Origin of the sequence: Aquibium sp. ELW1220 (assembly GCF_030398385.1) — a bacterium.
GTDB lineage: Bacteria > Pseudomonadota > Alphaproteobacteria > Rhizobiales > Rhizobiaceae > Aquibium.
This window is the reverse complement of record NZ_JAOAOQ010000001.1, coordinates 108,995-124,280: the sequence shown is the minus strand read 5'-3', so window position 1 is coordinate 124,280 and position 15,286 is coordinate 108,995. Positions and strand designations below refer to the sequence as shown.

Genomic DNA, 15,286 nt, shown 5'->3' with positions numbered 1-15,286 from the left:
GCGGCCGAGAAACGGCTTCGACCTCCATGACGCTGCCCCGCGCCACCTATCGCCTGCAGTTTCGCAACGGCATGACCTTCGACAGGGCTGCAGGCCTTGCGCCCTATCTTGCGCGGCTTGGCGTCAGCCATCTCTACGCCTCTCCGATCTTCACGGCAGCACCCGGCTCCACCCACGGCTATGACATCGCCGACCATTGCGAGATCGACCCCGAGCTCGGCGGCCGCGCGGGCTTCGATCGCATGGTGGCGGCGCTTCGCGAACAGAACCTTTCCCTCATCCTCGACATCGTGCCGAACCACATGGCGGCCGATCTTGCCAACCCATGGTGGCTGAGCGTGGTGGAATGGGGCCGGCAGTCGCCTTATGCGCGCCACTTCGATGTCGACTGGAGCGAACGGCTGACGCTGCCGATGCTTGGTCGGCCTTACGCAGACGCGCTGGAGTCAGGGGACATCCGGCTGGCCCTCGACGCGGCAAAGGGCTGGATCGGTCTCGCTCTGGGTACGCTGGTCATCCCGCTGCACCCCGCCAGCTACGAAAACGTGCTGGCACAATTCGGCGCGCCAGCCGCGCGGGTGATCATCGAGGAAGCCGGGCGGGCGACGCCCGACGACAGCGACGCCTTCCACGCCCGGCTGCGCCCCCTGCTTGCGGACGCGGATGCGCTGGCCGACGAGATGGAGAAGGCCTCCCGTGATCCGGGCTTCGTCGACTGGGTGCATGGCCAGCAGCCCTACGAACTGATCCACTGGAAGGACGCACGGCAACACCTCAGCTACCGGCGCTTCTTCGAAATCACCGGGCTCGTCGGCGTTCGTGTCGAAGACGAGGCCGTGTTCGATGATGTCCACCGGCTGGTGCTGGACCTGGTGCTCAGTGGCGCCGTCAACGGACTGCGGATCGACCATGTCGACGGGCTCGCCGACCCCGCCGGCTATCTGAATCGGCTGCGCGCAGCCATCGGACCGGATGTGTACCTCGTGGTCGAAAAAATCCTCGAAGGCGACGAAACCCTGCCCGCAGACTGGCCGGTGCACGGGACGACCGGATACGAGTTCATCGACAGCATCGCCGACCTCTTCGTGGACGAAGCCGAGGCTGGGACCCTGGACGACGTCCACAGGCGGGCGCTGGGCGAGACCCAGGATCCCGTGGCGATGATCCGGGCTGCGCGGGAACGGACGCTCACGCACAATTTCGCGGGCGAACTCGCCACGCTCGCCCGCCTCGCCTGCAAGGCGGTGGCGCAGGCGGGCGAGCGTATCGCGGAGGATGTCTTCCGTGGGGCGATCGTGGCCGTGATCGTCGCCATCCCCGTCTATCGCACCTATGGCACGCGCGAGGGCATGGCCGAACATGACCTGGACGTCGTGCGGCGGGCAACCCGCGATGCTGCCCGCAGGCTTGGCTTCGATGGGGAGCGGCCGGTGGAACTGGTGGAGCGGCTTCTGATCGGCGACGTCGCGCCCGGGACGGAAGAGACGGCACGGATCTTCCGCGAGAAGCTGCAGCAGCTTTCGGGACCGGTTATGGCGAAGGCGGTGGAGGACACCGTGTTCTACCGCTACAACCGGCTGATCGCACTCAACGAGGTGGGCTGCGATCCGGCGCGTCCGGCGGGCCGGATCGAGCGGTTCCATGCACGGCTCGGTCGCGCAGCCGAGAGCGGCGACCATTCGCTGCTCGGCACCGCCACCCATGACACCAAGCGCGGCGAGGACGCCCGCGCGCGGCTCTACACCCTGTCCGAAGCGCCGATCCTGTGGGGCGAAGCGGTGGAGCGCTGGCGCGGCCTGCACCGGGACGACATCGCCGCGCTGCCGCCAGGTCCGGCGCCGGAACCGGCAACCGAGTGGCTGATGTATCAGGCGCTGGCGGGAATCTGGCCGGACGAAGGAGTAACCCCTTCGGCGGAAGCCCTCGCCGCGTTGCAGGCGCGCTTCCTTTCCTATCTCGAGAAATCCCTGCGCGAAGCCAAGACCCGCACCAGCTGGACGGAAGAGACGGCCGAGTACGAGGCGGCCGTAGCGGCCTATGCGCGGCGGCTTTTCGATCCGGACAACCGGTCCTTCCATGAAGACTTCACCGCCACGATTCGTCCCTTCGCCGCCGCCGGACGTCTCAACAGCCTCACGCAGACGCTGGTCAAGCTGACGGCTCCCGGCATACCTGACGTCTACCAGGGTAGCGAAGGCGGGGACTTCAGCCTCGTCGACCCGGACAACAGGCAGCCGATCGACTTCTCGACTCTGGCCACTCGACTGGACGAGCGGCTGAGAGATGGAACCGGCGGGGACGAAGCGCCTGAGGAGGCATTCGCACGGGAGAAGCAGGCCCTCATCGCCGCGGTGCTCGCCTATCGCGGGCATTGGCCGGATCTCTTTGCCAAGGGTGTCTACCTTCCGCTGGCGATCGAGGGGTCGCGCGCGCGCCACGCGGTGGCCTTCGCACGGCAGGCGGGGGACAGCCTCGCGATCACGGTGGCGCCACGGCTCGTTCTCGGCGGCATCGATCCGGAAACGGGCCGGGTTCCGTCCGGCTGGTGGGGCGACACGCGGATTGTGCTTTCGCGGGGCATGTCCGGCGCGCCTCTGCACGACGTTCTCGGTGGCGGTCGGCACGACGCGGCCAATGGCATGATGCTCCGCACGCTCCTGGCGCACCACCCGGTCGCGCTGCTGTCACGCTGAGGGGTCGGCGGCCGGCAGCGAGACCGTCCCGGCAGCCGAAGGAACCCGCGACGTCCCAGGTCGTTCGGCTAGAGAACCAAAGGAGATGCCTATGACCGACGAACGCAAAGACCGGAAACCCGCGGACGTCACCGAAACGGACCTGGCACAGGACCGGATGGGCCGGAACAGCCTGCAGGCCAACGATCAGGAGAATGTACGCAATCAGCGACATGCCATGCCGGACGGCAAGCGCGACCCCGACGACACCGTCGTGGAGAGCTTCCGCAAGATGGACAAGGACGTGCGCGCCCGGACGGATATGAACAAGGGCGCCACTCACGGCAAGGACTGATGCCGCAGGAACAAACCCTCATTTGATGTGTTGAACCGCGTGCCGGTGCTGGAGATCAGTGCCGGCCGCACTTGATTTCTGCTGGGCCGGATCGTGGAGAAGCTGCCACGACGCCGGGCTCATCGCGACGAGGGAGGCACCGATGGCCAGGCACGAGATTTCACTGGGGCGAGGGGTCGGTTACTGGTACGCCGTCCTCGTGGGCGCACTCCTTGCACTGCTCGGGCTCGTGCTCGGCGCCGGGGGCGTGTGGCTGGCTATGCTGGGGGGCTCCTGGTACTACATCTTCGCAGGGATCGGTCTGATGGTCTCCGGTCTGCTTGTGGCGCGCCAATCGCTGGGCGGCGTGTCCGCCTATCTGGTGACATGGCTCGGAACAGTGATCTGGGCCTTCTGGGAGGTGGGTACCGACTGGTGGGCGCAGGTTCCGCGACTGGTCGCGCCCACGGTGCTTCTCGTTCTCGTGCTTCTGTGCCTGCCCGTGCTGTTCAAGCGCGACAGGCGCCTGCACCGTCAACATGCAGGCGTTCGCGGAGCGGCTGCGGCGCTTCTTGTCGGACTGTCGGCCACCGCGGCATGGCAGTGGGGTGGCGCTGCTTCGGCCTCGGCGCAGGAAACGATGAGTCCCCTGCCGCCGGCAAGCGAAACTCAGCCGGCGATGCCGGCCCCGATCGCTCCAACCGAGACGCAGGCGCCCCCGCCGGAAGCGACGCCTACGGACCCGGTCGTACCAGCCGAGACGCCACCGGATGCAACCTCGGAAGACACCCTGCCCGCGCCGTCCGATTCCGCAGCGCCGGCTGATCCCGCGGCCGCGGCCGAAGATGCTCCGCCGAGCAGCGGGGAGACCGCTCCGGATGCAGCGGCACCCGCTTCCGATGAAGCGGCCGACGAGGAGGCTGCGGCGGCGGCGCCCGAGCCGATGACGATGACGATGACGATGACGATGCTACAGGCAGGCGAGAATTGGCCTGCCTATGGCGGAACACATGAGGCGCAACGCTACTCGCCGCTCGACCAGATCACGCCCGAAAACGTTTCGCAGCTGCAGCAGGTCTGGGAGTACAATACAGGCGCGCTGCCGCAGGACGGCGACGGAAGTGAAGGCGCCTATGCCGCTGAGACGACGCCTCTCGTCATCGACGGTACCATGTATCTCTGCTCCGCGATGAACGACCTGATCGCGCTCGACGCCGACACCGGCCGCGAGATCTGGCGTTTCGACGCGGGCGTGTCGACGGACGCGATCCCCTACAGCGCGAGTTGCCGCGGTGTTTCCTACTACGCCATTCCGGGCGAGCGGCCGGAGCAGGCTTGCGCGACGCGCGTCATCGAAGGCACGCTCGACGCGCGACTTATCGCAGTCGACGCGCAGACCGGCTTGCCCTGCGAGGATTTCGGCGACCAGGGACAGGTGAGCCTGCTCGAAGGTATCGGTGACTCTGCGCCGGGCTTCTTTTCGGTCACCTCGCCACCCACCATCGTGCGCGGGATCGTCGTCGTGGGGCACCAGGTGCTCGACAACCAGCAACGGGATGCGCCTTCGGGTGTCGTGCGCGGCTATGATGCAATCACGGGCGAACTCCGATGGGCCTGGGACATGGCCAATCCCGATCTCGACGGGCTACCCCCGGAGGGCGAGACCTATACGCGTGGAACGCCAAACCTGTGGACGATCGCCAGTGGCGACGACGAACTCGGTCTCGTCTACCTGCCGCTCGGCAATTCGGCTGTGGACTACTACGGCGCCGATCGCCGCGACCTGTCCAACGAATTTGCGACCTCGCTGGTGGCGCTGGACGTCACCACTGGTGAACCTGCCTGGCATTTCCAGACCGTGCATTACGATGTCTGGGACTATGATCTCGGTTCACAGGGAACGCTCGTCGACCTGCCGGCGGGCGATCGTACCGTGCCAGCCATCGTCTTGCCGTCGAAACAGGGCGACATGTATGTGCTGAACCGCGCAACAGGCGAAACGCTGTTCCCCGTCGAAGAGCGGCCGGTGCCTTCCGGTGGCGTCGAACCCGAGAACCTCTCCCCCACACAGCCGTTTTCGGCCTATCATACCCTGGCCAAGCGCGACCTGACGGAACGCGACATGTGGGGCATGTCGCCGCTCGATCAGTTGTGGTGCCGCATTCAGTTCCACCGGGCCAACTACGAAGGCATCTATACGCCTCCCTCCGTGGACCGGCCCTGGATTCAGTATCCGGGCTACAATGGCGGGTCAGACTGGGGCGGCATCGCAGTCGATCCAGTCCGCGGAGTCATCATCGCCAACTACAACGACATGCCCAACTACAACCAGCTCGTCCCGCGCGAGCGGATCGACGAACTCGGCGTCCGCCCGATCTCGGCAGCAGAAGAAAGCAATCCGGACGCGCCGGACAGCCTGTCGCCGCAGGGCGGCGTTCCCTATGGTATCGACGTCAATGCCGGCTGGCGCGTCCCCTTCACAGGAATGATGTGCAAGCAGCCGCCCTATGGCGGGATCCGGGCGATCGATCTTGCGACGGGCGAGACGATCTGGGACCGCGCTTTCGGAACGGCGCGGTCGAACGGTCCTTTCGGCATTCCGTCACGCCTCCCCTTCGTGATCGGCACGCCGAACAATGCCGGCGGCGTGATCACGGCTGGCGGCCTGATGTTCATCGCGGCAACCACGGACAACCTGCTCAAGGCGATCGACGTTGAGACCGGCGAGACCGTCTGGGACACCGTCCTGCCGGCGGGTGGTCAGGCGACGCCGATCACCTATTCCGTCGACGGCGTGCAGTATGTCGCGATCATGGCAGGCGGGCACCACTTCATGGAAACGCCGCTCGGCGATTCGGTGATCGCGTGGTCGCTCCCGGCGGGAAGCAGGCAGCCGTGATGACATCCGCCAGGCAATGAGAGATGAACCGAAACCGGCCTTCGCGATCGAAGGCCGGTTTGGTATCTGCTCGAGCCGAGGCTCGGTCTCTGCGCGTCAGCGTTCCACGAACTTGTTGAAACGACTGGTCTTCCCGCTCTTCACCTCGTCCTGGTAGAGGAATGCGAGCTTGTTGTCGTCGAAGACGCGGAAGAATTCATCCCACTCGATCTGCTCGAGACCATCCTCCGGCTCGCCGAAATCGATCCGCAATATGCCGCCGGAGCCCTTGGTGTCGACCATCGCCGGGTGACCGTCGCGCGCTTCCGCCCATTTACGGATTTCGTCGTGATTGGTGGTGGTTCTGGCTTCGCTCATGAACTGCACTCCATCTGGTTGCGGCTCCCAAACCACGTCGGCCGGTACCGGTTCCATCATCGGCGGCGGTGATTAGCGACTGCCGACCCGGTGCGACTTCTCCGGCGGTCCGGCGAACCAATCGTCAACGGCCGCGTTAGCTCTCCGACCAAGGAGGTCCAACATGCAGATCATCGACATCAGGATCACCCCGGCTGCCGAAGCGGAGGACATGTCCCGCGTCCGGTTCATCGGCGAAGGCGGCGACGAGGTGGCCGTGACCATCGCCAATCACCACAACGGTGGCGCGACGATCGAGCAGGAACTCGTCGCGAAGGCCAAGGTCATGCTCCTGCACGCGGCAGCAGCCCAGATGAAGGATAAGACGACGGTTACGCCGGAAATCATCCCGTCCGATGTGCCCGACGAAGGGGCAGAGGTTTCGGGGCTTCAGTCGCTCGAAGAAGAACAGGACAACCCGTTCCAGAACCCGGACGAGGCGCTGCCGAGCGACGAAGCCGAAACCGCCATCGACGAGGACATGGAGCAGTCCCGCGGCCGTTTCGGAGATTGATCAGGCGGTGGGTTCGACCCTGGCGGCGGCACGCTGCTCGCGCAGCTTCTCCTGCAGCCGGACTGCGAGGAGAAGGAGCCTTTCGGGAACGGGTTCACGGGCGATCTCATCCAGCAACTGGACAAACTCGTCGGGCGAGCCAAGTTCGCCCGGCTTCTCGTTCGGTAGCGTCATATCGCGCAGTCCTGTGAAGAGACACGTCCCTTGCAAACTCCCTATTGTCATTTGATACGGATGCAATGGGGAACGCATCACGTTTGTGACATTCCGCGTCATGGGGGTGACGGTTCAACGAGGACCTGTCGTTTCGCAGCCACACCGTCCAGACGGATCACGAGGAAACCGTCATGAGCCGGACTGCCACCGTCCCCGAGCATGGTTCAGCCGCCGGATCCGGGCGGCTGGCAGTCGCCGTGCTCGTCCTTGGCGTGTCCTTGCTTGCGCTGCTGTGGCTCGGGCCGCTGCCGGGCATGGCACGACGAGCCTTTTCCCCGCATATGATACTGCATCTGGGAGTGACCGTCGTTGCCGCTCCGCTGATCGCGCTCGGGCTGGTCGGCCTCGGGCGCAACCGGACGGTCCGTCGTCCGGTTGCTCTGGCACTTGGCGCCTCGCTCTTCGAAATGCTCGTCGTCTGGGGCTGGCACGCGCCCGTGCTGCACGAGGCTGCTGCGGCGCGACTTCCGGCCTTCGTGGCCCAGCAGGCCAGTTTCTTCTGCGCCGGCTTGCTGATCTGGGCGATGGCCTTCTCCGGCACGAGCCGGGCGATGGCCGGTGTCAGCATCTTCGCGATGCTGTTTACCTTCATGCACATGGCGATGCTGGGCCTGCTGCTCTCGCTGGCGCCCGGCCTTCTTTACGACCCGGCCTTCTGCCTCGGCGCCTGGGGGCTAGACCCACTGGACGACCAGCGGCTCGGCGGCGCGCTGATGGCTGTCGCGGGCGGATTGCCCTATCTCGCCGGCGGCCTGGCGCTTACCTGGCGTATGCTCGGCGACTGAGCGTCAGCCGGCGACATCCTTTACAAGAGATCACCGGAAGTTGGAGGCGTGGGAGCGCAGCGACGACAGCAGGGACTTCATGAGGCGGGGCGGCTGCTCCGGATCCAGCACGTCGCTTTCGGCAAGCTGTTCTTCGGCGGCATTGATCGGCGCCGGCTCGAAGGGCACCAGCGTTCGGCCGCTGCCGCGCAAGGCGTCGATCGCCGCTACGAGCGATCCGCTCGTGTCGAGACGCGCCTTGCGCACGACGCTCGGCTCACAGCCCAGATGCTCCGCCAACAGGTTGTTGGCGACGGATTCGATCCGCTCCCTGAGGTCAAGGTCGGACGGCGCCGCCTCGATCACAAGGTCGCATTCCGTGTCGAAGCCCATCGAGCGATTGTTCAGATTGGACGACCCGATCCGGAAGAGCAGGTCGTCGACAACCAGAATCTTGGCATGGACATAGATCGGCCGCCCCCCGGCGGCTACAGGCGTGTAGATACGGAACCGCTCGTGCATGTCGGCGCGACGAACCAGGTCGAACATCTGGGCGCGGGCCGAATCCATCACCTCCGCCTCAAGGAAGCCATCGGCCGATTCGGGGTTGATGACGACGATTTCGGGACCGTCCTTCTCGACGATGCGATCGGCGATGGCATCCGCGACGGCCCGGGAGGCGAAGTACTGGCTCTCGCAATAGATCGTCCGCTTGGCGAACCGGATGGCGTCGAGCGTCAGTCGCTCCACCTCGCGCACGTCCTCGGCATCGTCGTCTCCAGGCATCGTACGGGCTATGCCAAGCGTCACGTTGCGGAAAGTCGGCTCGACCCGGGCCGGCCAGATCGCCGCCTGGCTCGGCGGAGGCGGTTCGAGCGTCTCACCGGTCGCCCGTCTCCAGCGTTCGCGGGCAAGATCGCCCAGCGCGCGAGCCGCGCCATCATCAACGGCCGCCGTCGCGTCATGCCATGGGCCGTAGGACCGGCCGCTCGGCCGCACCCGCCGGGGATCCTCGTCGAGATGTTCGCGAGTATCCCAGCGGTCGGCGGTCATGTCGATACCGCCACAGAAGGCGAGGACGTCGTCCACCACGACGATCTTCTGGTGATGCGCCGCGCCCCGAGGGTGCATGCGGTCGAGCTTGAAGTGAAGCCGTCGGCTGGTCGTCCAGCCCAGAAGCGCAAACGGGGTTGTGCCCCGTCCGAGGGCAAAAAGGGTACCGAGGTCCCACTTGAGAACGTAGACATTGAGGTCCGGCCGCTGCTTCACCAGCCAACGCAGGAACGGGCCCAGCTCCTCGGGACCTTCGAGTTCGGCACCCTCCGGCTCGAACTTTATGCGCGTGTCGAAATCCCAGCCGATCAGGTAGATCGAATGGCGCGCCTTCAGAAAGGCATCCTTTACGGCACGGAAATACGCCGCCGCATCGACGATGAGAGCGGCGCGGTCGGCATGGGCAACCCGCCAGCAGTTCTGGCCGGCGGACAGAAGGGGCATGTCTCGATCCGGAATCGCTGGTTTCATTCTGGCAACAACCGACATAGCGGCAACCGGTTCCACGCATTCGCGAGAACGGTCTTTACCCACTCGCAGTCTCGGGTCACGACGACGCGCCGATTACGCTGATCGTACCGTCGCTTTCGAGAATGACCGCGCTCGTCGCGTCCACACCCTGCGCCCCATTGGACCTGATGGCGCTCGTCACCTCCTCCTCGGTGATGCGCTGGCGCAGCATGGCGTCCCTGCAGAAGCGGCCATCGCGGGCGAGCAATGCGGGCTCGGAGCGAACGAAGCGGGCGAAGCGGGCTGATCGGACGGAAAGAAAGGTGACGAGATACTGCATCAGGATGAGCAGGGCGAGCGCAGTTGCACCTCTTGCCAGGCCTACCGACTGCTGCAGCAGGATCGACGACAGGGTCGAGCCAAGCGCGACGGTGACCACGAGGTCGAAGGCATTGAGCTTCGCCAATGTACGCTTGCCGGAGATGCGCAAGAACAGCACCAGGCAGGCATAGGCCATCACCCCCACTACGATCGTACGGACAATCCCTTCCCACCCCTGGAAAAACATCTGCGACCAGTCCATCTCTGTCTCCCTTCATGCTGCGCCGCCCATGTACGGCACGGCCGGACATGAAAAAACCGGAGGCCGCGAACGGCCTCCGGCATGATCAAGGCTCGAAGCCGACCCATTGGATCAGGATTCGAAGATGTCGACCTCGTCGTTGTCGCCAAGTTCCTGACCGGAACCAGCGTTCCAGCGCGGCATGGCCTCAAGATCTTCCTCGCTCAGACCCTGCAAAACCAGCTGGCCGTTGGCTCGGATCGACGAAACACGATCCAGCGGCAGCGCTACCTCACGCTCGCCCATTCCCAGGAAGCCACCCTCCGCGAGGATCAGGTACGTGCGGTTGCCGTTGGCCACCACGCGCTCGACCTGTCCGAGCTGCTCGCCGCGCGCATTCACGATCTCACGGTCGACCAGTTCGCTGACGCGGATCGTGGTTGCGGCGCCCTGCATCTGGGCATCACCCCGCAGGGCGTTGTAGGCCTGTTCCGGCATCGCGTCCTGCTGGATCGAAGCGGTGCGGTCACCGTCCTGCTGACCCTGGTTGGTCTGGGACTGCGCACCCTGCTGGTTCGCCGCCTGGTCGCCCATGCGTTCGACGCGGACGTTCGGCTCGCCAGTGCGGTTGTAGGTCACCTGCGGCTCGCCCTCCATCTCGAACTCGACGTTGGGCTCGGCCCGCTCATAGCGAACCTGCGGCTGGGCCTGCTCGATCTGGACGCGCGCCTGCTGCTCGCCACCCTCGCGGCGCACGATCGCCTGATCGCGCTCGATCTGCACCTGGGCCTGTTCCTGGTCCTCGACGTCGACCTCAGGCTGTTCCATCTGGACCGATACCTGCGGCTCGGGCTGGTTCACGCGGACCTCCGGCTGCGACTGCGAGACGTTGAACCGGGGCTCCGGCACATCCACGGTCACGCTCGGCTCCGGAAGACGAACAATGATCTCCGGCTCCGCCTGGGTGATGGTGATCTGCGGACGCGGCATCTGCACGCGCACCGTGGGCTCGGCCTGACGCACGATGATCTGCGGCGCTGCCTGCTGGACGCGGGCCTGCGCGGGATCCTGAGTATAGGTGATCTCCGGAGCATCCTGTTCGACGAGCACGCGCGGCTCCGGCTGCGTCACGACGATCTGACCGCCATCCACATCCGTACCGGCCTGCGCGGCATCCATCTGTCGGTTCTGATCCGCTCCGGAACCGGCCTCACCGGCGGCCGTCTGTCCCGCGCCCATCTGCATCTGTCCGCCCTGGCCCTGCTGCTGCGCCATCTGATCACGGCGCTCCAGTTCCTCGATCGCCTGCTCGGCCTGAGCCACGTACTGCGCGCACTCAAGACGTCCATCGCTCGAGATCACGTCGTTCGCGCGGTCGATCCATTCGTCACGGAAGCGGTCTTCGTAGTCCTGCACGATAAGCGTCAGGCGCTGACAGGCCTGAACGGCTGCATTCTGGTCAGCTTCCTGTGCCAGGGCGGCCGGAGCGGCAGTGCCGCACATGAGACCTGCGGCGAACAGAAGTTTGGTTGGGTTCTTCATCTCGTGTCCTCTCGTTGGATTCGAAGTGTTCTTCTGGGGATGCGAGAGAGCGCTGACCGCCTGCAGAAGGGGTCGCCGTGTCCGGGAAAGTTACATCCCGGTGCGGCACGCTGCTCCCTTGGCAAACTGCCCGAACCACCAACTGTTCCCGGCCGATGCGATTTAGTTTGTCCGTCCTGCGGCAGGACCATGGCCGGAAACGGCAGTCCGGCGGGCTGCCGGCCTCATTTGCTTGAAGCGACCGGTCCGGCACGCTACAAGGCCGCGCGCTGCGGCGCGCAACCGAGCGGCGCGGGGCGGAATGCCCCCAGGACGAGATTTCCGGAAGCAGGCTTCCGGCGGGACGGGACGAGCATGCAAGCGAAACCGACCACGAGCGTTTCCCACACCGGCGGATGCCGCTGCGGAGCCGTGCGCTTCGAGGCCGTCGTCGAGCCGCATCATATCAGCTACTGCCACTGTGCTAATTGCCGCCGCGCCACCGGTGCGCCTGTTTCCGCCTTCGTCGGCTTTGCGGCGGGCGACGTGCGATTTACCGCCGGCGAGCCGCGCCTTTTCGAGAACGGTCCGGCTAGCCGGAGCTTCTGCGCGACATGCGGCTCGCCAATCGCTTATACCGACGCGCGGCTGGAGAACCAGATCTGGTTCATGCTCGGCGCGATGGACAGCCCGAAAGACTATAAACCGACGCTGCACGCCTATGTGCGCGAACAACTGCGTTACGTGCACATGCCCGACGACCTGCCGCAGCTTGAGCGGTCGAGCGTGCCGAGATCAGGAACAAGCGAATGAAGTTCACCCTGTCCTGGCTGAAGGACCACCTCGATACCGAGGCTTCCCTTGCCGAAATCTGCGAACGGCTGACCATGATCGGCGTTGAGGTCGAGCATGTCGACGACAAGGCGGCGCTGAAGCCCTTCGTCATCGCGAAGGTGCTGACCGCCGAAAAGCATCCCGAGGCCGACAGGCTGCGCGTTCTGACGGTCGATACCGGTTCCGGCCAGCCGGTCCAGGTCGTGTGCGGCGCCCCCAACGCGCGGGCCGGCCTGACCGGCGCCTTCGCCGCGCCCGGCACCTACGTGCCTGGCATCGACGTGACGCTGTCGGTCGGCAAGATCCGCGGAATAGAGAGCCACGGCATGATGTGCTCCGAGCGCGAGCTGATGCTGTCGGACGAGCATGACGGCATCATCGATCTGCCAGCCGACGCGCCGGTGGGCCAGTCCTTCGCCTCCTGGGCGAAGCTCGACGACCCGGTGATCGAGATCAACCTGACGCCGAACCGGCCGGATGCCACAGGCGTGCAAGGCATCGCGCGCGACCTCGCCGCAGCCGGCCTCGGCACGCTGAAGGCGGATGCAGTCGAGCCGGTCGGCGGCACGGGCGACTGCCCGGTGAAGGTGACGATCGAGGCGGCCGATCTCTGCCCCGGCTTCGCGTTGCGGCTGGTGCGCGGCGTGACGAACGGACCTTCGCCGAAGTGGATGCAGCAGCGGCTGATGGCCATCGGCCTGCGCCCGATCAACGCACTGGTCGACATCACCAACTACGTCACCTTCGACCGCGGCCGGCCGCTGCACGTCTTCGACGCGGCCAAGGTGAAGGGCGACCTGGTGGTGCGCCGCGCCCGCGACGGCGAGACGGTGCTGGCGCTCGACGGGCGCGAATACACGCTGACATCGGAGATGTGCGTCATCGCCGACGAGAACGGCGTCGAGTCCATCGCCGGCATCATGGGCGGCGAGCATTCGGGCTGCGACGAGACCACCACCGACGTGCTGATCGAATCGGCGCTGTGGAACCCTCTCAACGTCGCCCGCACCGGCCGCGAACTCGGCATCATCACCGATGCGCGTTATCGCTTCGAGCGGGGCGTCGATCCGGAGTTCATGGGCGCGGGCCTGGAACTCGCCACCCGCATGGTGCAGGAACTGTGCGGCGGCAACGCCTCGGGCGGGCGCGTCGTCGGCTATGAGGGTCATACGGCCAAGACGATTGCCTTCCCGGTGTCGGAAGTGACGCGGCTGACCGGCATCGAGGTGCCGGCCGAGGAAGCGCGCGGCATCCTGGAGCGGCTCGGCTTCGGCGTGGCCAACGTGTTCGGCATGGATCTCGCCGACGGGCCGCGCAATGCGGGGTCGACGCTGAGCTACCTGTCGGCCGACAACATGCGCAACGTGCGCCGCAAGGGCGTGTTCGAGGTGACGGTTCCCTCCTGGCGGCCGGACGTCGAGGGCAAGGCCGACCTCGTCGAGGAGGTCATGCGCATCCACGGCGTGGAGAAGATCGCGCCGCAGCCGATGGTGTCGCACGATGCCGTCAACGGCCGCATCCTGACCACGCTGCAGATCCGCACCCGCTCGGCGCGGCGGGCGCTCGCCGTACGCGGCATGATGGAGGCCGTCACATGGTCCTTCATCCCCGCGAAACACGCCGAACTGTTCGGCGGCGGACAGGAGGCGCTGAAGCTCGCCAACCCGATCGCCGCGGACATGTCGGACATGCGGCCCTCGCTGCTGCCCGGCCTGATCGCCGCCGCGCAGCGCAATGCCGACCGCGGTTTCGCCGATGTCGCACTGTTCGAGGTATCGGGCACCTACGAGGGCGACGGCGCCAACCAGCAGCGCCGCGTCGCGGCTGGCGTGCGCCGCGGCACCGCGCGGATGGACGGCGCGGGCCGCGCCTGGTCCGGCAACGCCGCGAGCGTCGGCGTGTTCGATGCCAAAGCCGACGCGCTGGCCGCGCTCGAGGCCTGCGGCGCGCCGGTGGACAAACTGCAGGTCGAGTCCGGCGGCCCGGCCTGGTATCACCCCGGGCGTTCCGGCACGATCAAACTCGGCCCGAAGGTGGTCCTCGCCACCTTCGGCGAGTTCCATCCCCGCACGCTTGAGGCACTCGACGTGTCGGGCCCGCTCTGTGGCTTCGAGGTCTACGTCGATGCCGTGCCCGAACCGAAAGCGAAACCGACGCGCACCAAGCCGCGCCTGGACCTGTCACCGTTCCAGGCTGTACGGCGCGACTTCGCCTTCGTGGTCGACAAGGCCGTGGAGGCCGGCACGCTGACCAAGGCGGCGCTTGCGGCCGACAGGAAGCTGATCACCGGCGTGACGGTGTTCGACGTGTTCGAAGGCGCCTCGCTAGGCGAAGGCCGCAAGTCGATCGCCATCGAGGTGTCGATCCAGCCGGTCGACAAGACGCTGACCGACGAGGACTTCGAGGCGCTGGCCGGCCGGATCGTCGAGAACGTGAAGAAGCAGACCGGCGGCGTGCTGCGGGGATGACGGGGGCATCGTCGCGCCCGGCGCGGCGACCTTTGCCGGCTGAACGTCGTAGTTCCGACGCTCGAAGAAGCCATTGACAAGCATGCCGGCTTCGGATGAAGCCTGCGCCCCAGGGAGCCAGACGGGCTCCCGCGCGTTTTGGGCTGACAGGCAGCCAACAGGAGCTTCAGGACATGTACACGCTTGTAATCGATGGCGTCGCCGTCGCCATGACAGATGCCGACGAGGCCGAGGCTCGCGAGATTTTCGACAGCGAGGACTTCAAGGCCGACCTCGCCGACTTCACCACGGACGGAAAGCCGGTGTGGAACGGCAAGACCCCGTTCGAGGTGCGTCCCGCGACCGAGGACGAGGAAGACCTCTTCGACGACAGCCTCGACGGGGACGACGAGGATGAGGAAGACGAAGAGGAAGAGGATGGCGCGAGCGTCGTCTTCCTGGTGATGGTCGACCAGTTCGACGACGAGTTCGACGACGAAGACGAGTGAGCGCTTCCGGGGACGCGCGACGCGCGCCCCCGGCACCGGCGTTCAACACCACGGCGATGAGGCGACGCCCAGCCGTGGTGTTGTGCCGCCGGTCCACCTCCCTCCCGCCTCGACC

At 66.1% G+C, this 15,286-nt stretch carries 13 protein-coding genes; 8 read left to right on the top strand and 5 right to left on the bottom strand.

Annotated features, from left to right (window positions below; translation table 11 throughout):
* The first annotated feature begins 26 nt into the window (after window positions 1-26).
* From treY to N1F91_RS00570, 3 genes are all read left to right on the top strand, one after another.
* Window positions 27-2,693, top strand: a complete 2,667-nt coding sequence (gene treY / locus N1F91_RS00580; RefSeq protein ID WP_289988302.1) for a malto-oligosyltrehalose synthase — start codon at window positions 27-29, stop codon at window positions 2,691-2,693.
* A 91-nt stretch (window positions 2,694-2,784) separates the two neighbouring features.
* Window positions 2,785-3,027 (top strand): hypothetical protein, encoded by a 243-nt coding sequence (locus tag N1F91_RS00575; protein WP_289988300.1) that lies wholly within the window; start codon window positions 2,785-2,787, stop codon window positions 3,025-3,027.
* Between the two features lie 142 nt (window positions 3,028-3,169).
* Entirely contained in the window at window positions 3,170-5,905 is a 2,736-nt protein-coding gene (locus tag N1F91_RS00570; RefSeq protein ID WP_289988298.1) for a membrane-bound PQQ-dependent dehydrogenase, glucose/quinate/shikimate family, read from the top strand.
* A gap of 96 nt (window positions 5,906-6,001) precedes the next feature.
* Here the strand turns inward: N1F91_RS00570 and N1F91_RS00565 are convergent, their stop codons facing one another.
* Window positions 6,002-6,262, bottom strand: coding sequence for a hypothetical protein (locus N1F91_RS00565; RefSeq protein ID WP_289988296.1), 261 nt, complete (start codon window positions 6,260-6,262; stop codon window positions 6,002-6,004).
* A gap of 163 nt (window positions 6,263-6,425) precedes the next feature.
* On the opposite strand from N1F91_RS00565, the gene N1F91_RS00560 reads away from it, so the two are divergent.
* Window positions 6,426-6,815, top strand: coding sequence for a hypothetical protein (locus N1F91_RS00560; RefSeq protein WP_289988294.1), 390 nt, complete (start codon window positions 6,426-6,428; stop codon window positions 6,813-6,815).
* On the opposite strand, the gene N1F91_RS00555 is transcribed toward N1F91_RS00560, so the two are convergent.
* On the bottom strand, window positions 6,816-6,989 hold the full coding sequence (locus N1F91_RS00555) for a hypothetical protein (RefSeq protein ID WP_289988292.1): 174 nt from the start codon (window positions 6,987-6,989) through the stop codon (window positions 6,816-6,818).
* Window positions 6,990-7,162: 173 nt separating this feature from the next.
* Between N1F91_RS00555 and N1F91_RS00550 the strand changes: the two genes are divergently transcribed.
* Window positions 7,163-7,816, top strand: coding sequence for a cytochrome c oxidase assembly protein (locus tag N1F91_RS00550; protein ID WP_289988289.1), 654 nt, complete (start codon window positions 7,163-7,165; stop codon window positions 7,814-7,816).
* A 30-nt stretch (window positions 7,817-7,846) separates the two neighbouring features.
* Here the strand turns inward: N1F91_RS00550 and N1F91_RS00545 are convergent, their stop codons facing one another.
* The 3 genes from N1F91_RS00545 to N1F91_RS00535 form a co-directional block, all read right to left on the bottom strand.
* Window positions 7,847-9,292 (bottom strand): phospholipase D-like domain-containing protein, encoded by a 1,446-nt coding sequence (locus N1F91_RS00545; RefSeq protein ID WP_289988287.1) that lies wholly within the window; start codon window positions 9,290-9,292, stop codon window positions 7,847-7,849.
* Between the two features lie 103 nt (window positions 9,293-9,395).
* The gene (locus N1F91_RS00540; RefSeq protein ID WP_289988286.1) at window positions 9,396-9,881 is read right to left on the bottom strand and encodes a YetF domain-containing protein; all 486 of its coding nucleotides are present in this window, start codon (window positions 9,879-9,881) and stop codon (window positions 9,396-9,398) included.
* 111 nt (window positions 9,882-9,992) lie between these two features.
* Window positions 9,993-11,402, bottom strand: coding sequence for a PRC-barrel domain-containing protein (locus N1F91_RS00535; protein ID WP_289988284.1), 1,410 nt, complete (start codon window positions 11,400-11,402; stop codon window positions 9,993-9,995).
* Window positions 11,403-11,756: 354 nt separating this feature from the next.
* Between N1F91_RS00535 and N1F91_RS00530 the strand changes: the two genes are divergently transcribed.
* The 3 genes from N1F91_RS00530 to N1F91_RS00520 all read left to right on the top strand — a co-directional run bounded on the left by N1F91_RS00530 (window position 11,757) and on the right by N1F91_RS00520 (window position 15,171).
* Complete coding sequence (locus tag N1F91_RS00530) at window positions 11,757-12,194, top strand: GFA family protein (RefSeq protein WP_289988282.1); 438 nt, start codon at window positions 11,757-11,759, stop codon at window positions 12,192-12,194.
* Window positions 12,191-14,683, top strand: a complete 2,493-nt coding sequence (gene pheT, locus N1F91_RS00525) for a phenylalanine--tRNA ligase subunit beta (protein ID WP_289988281.1) — start codon at window positions 12,191-12,193, stop codon at window positions 14,681-14,683. The genes N1F91_RS00530 and pheT overlap by 4 nt, the downstream gene beginning before the upstream one ends.
* Window positions 14,684-14,856: 173 nt before the next feature.
* Window positions 14,857-15,171 (top strand): hypothetical protein, encoded by a 315-nt coding sequence (locus tag N1F91_RS00520; RefSeq protein ID WP_289988279.1) that lies wholly within the window; start codon window positions 14,857-14,859, stop codon window positions 15,169-15,171.
* The last annotated feature ends 115 nt before the right edge of the window (window positions 15,172-15,286 follow it).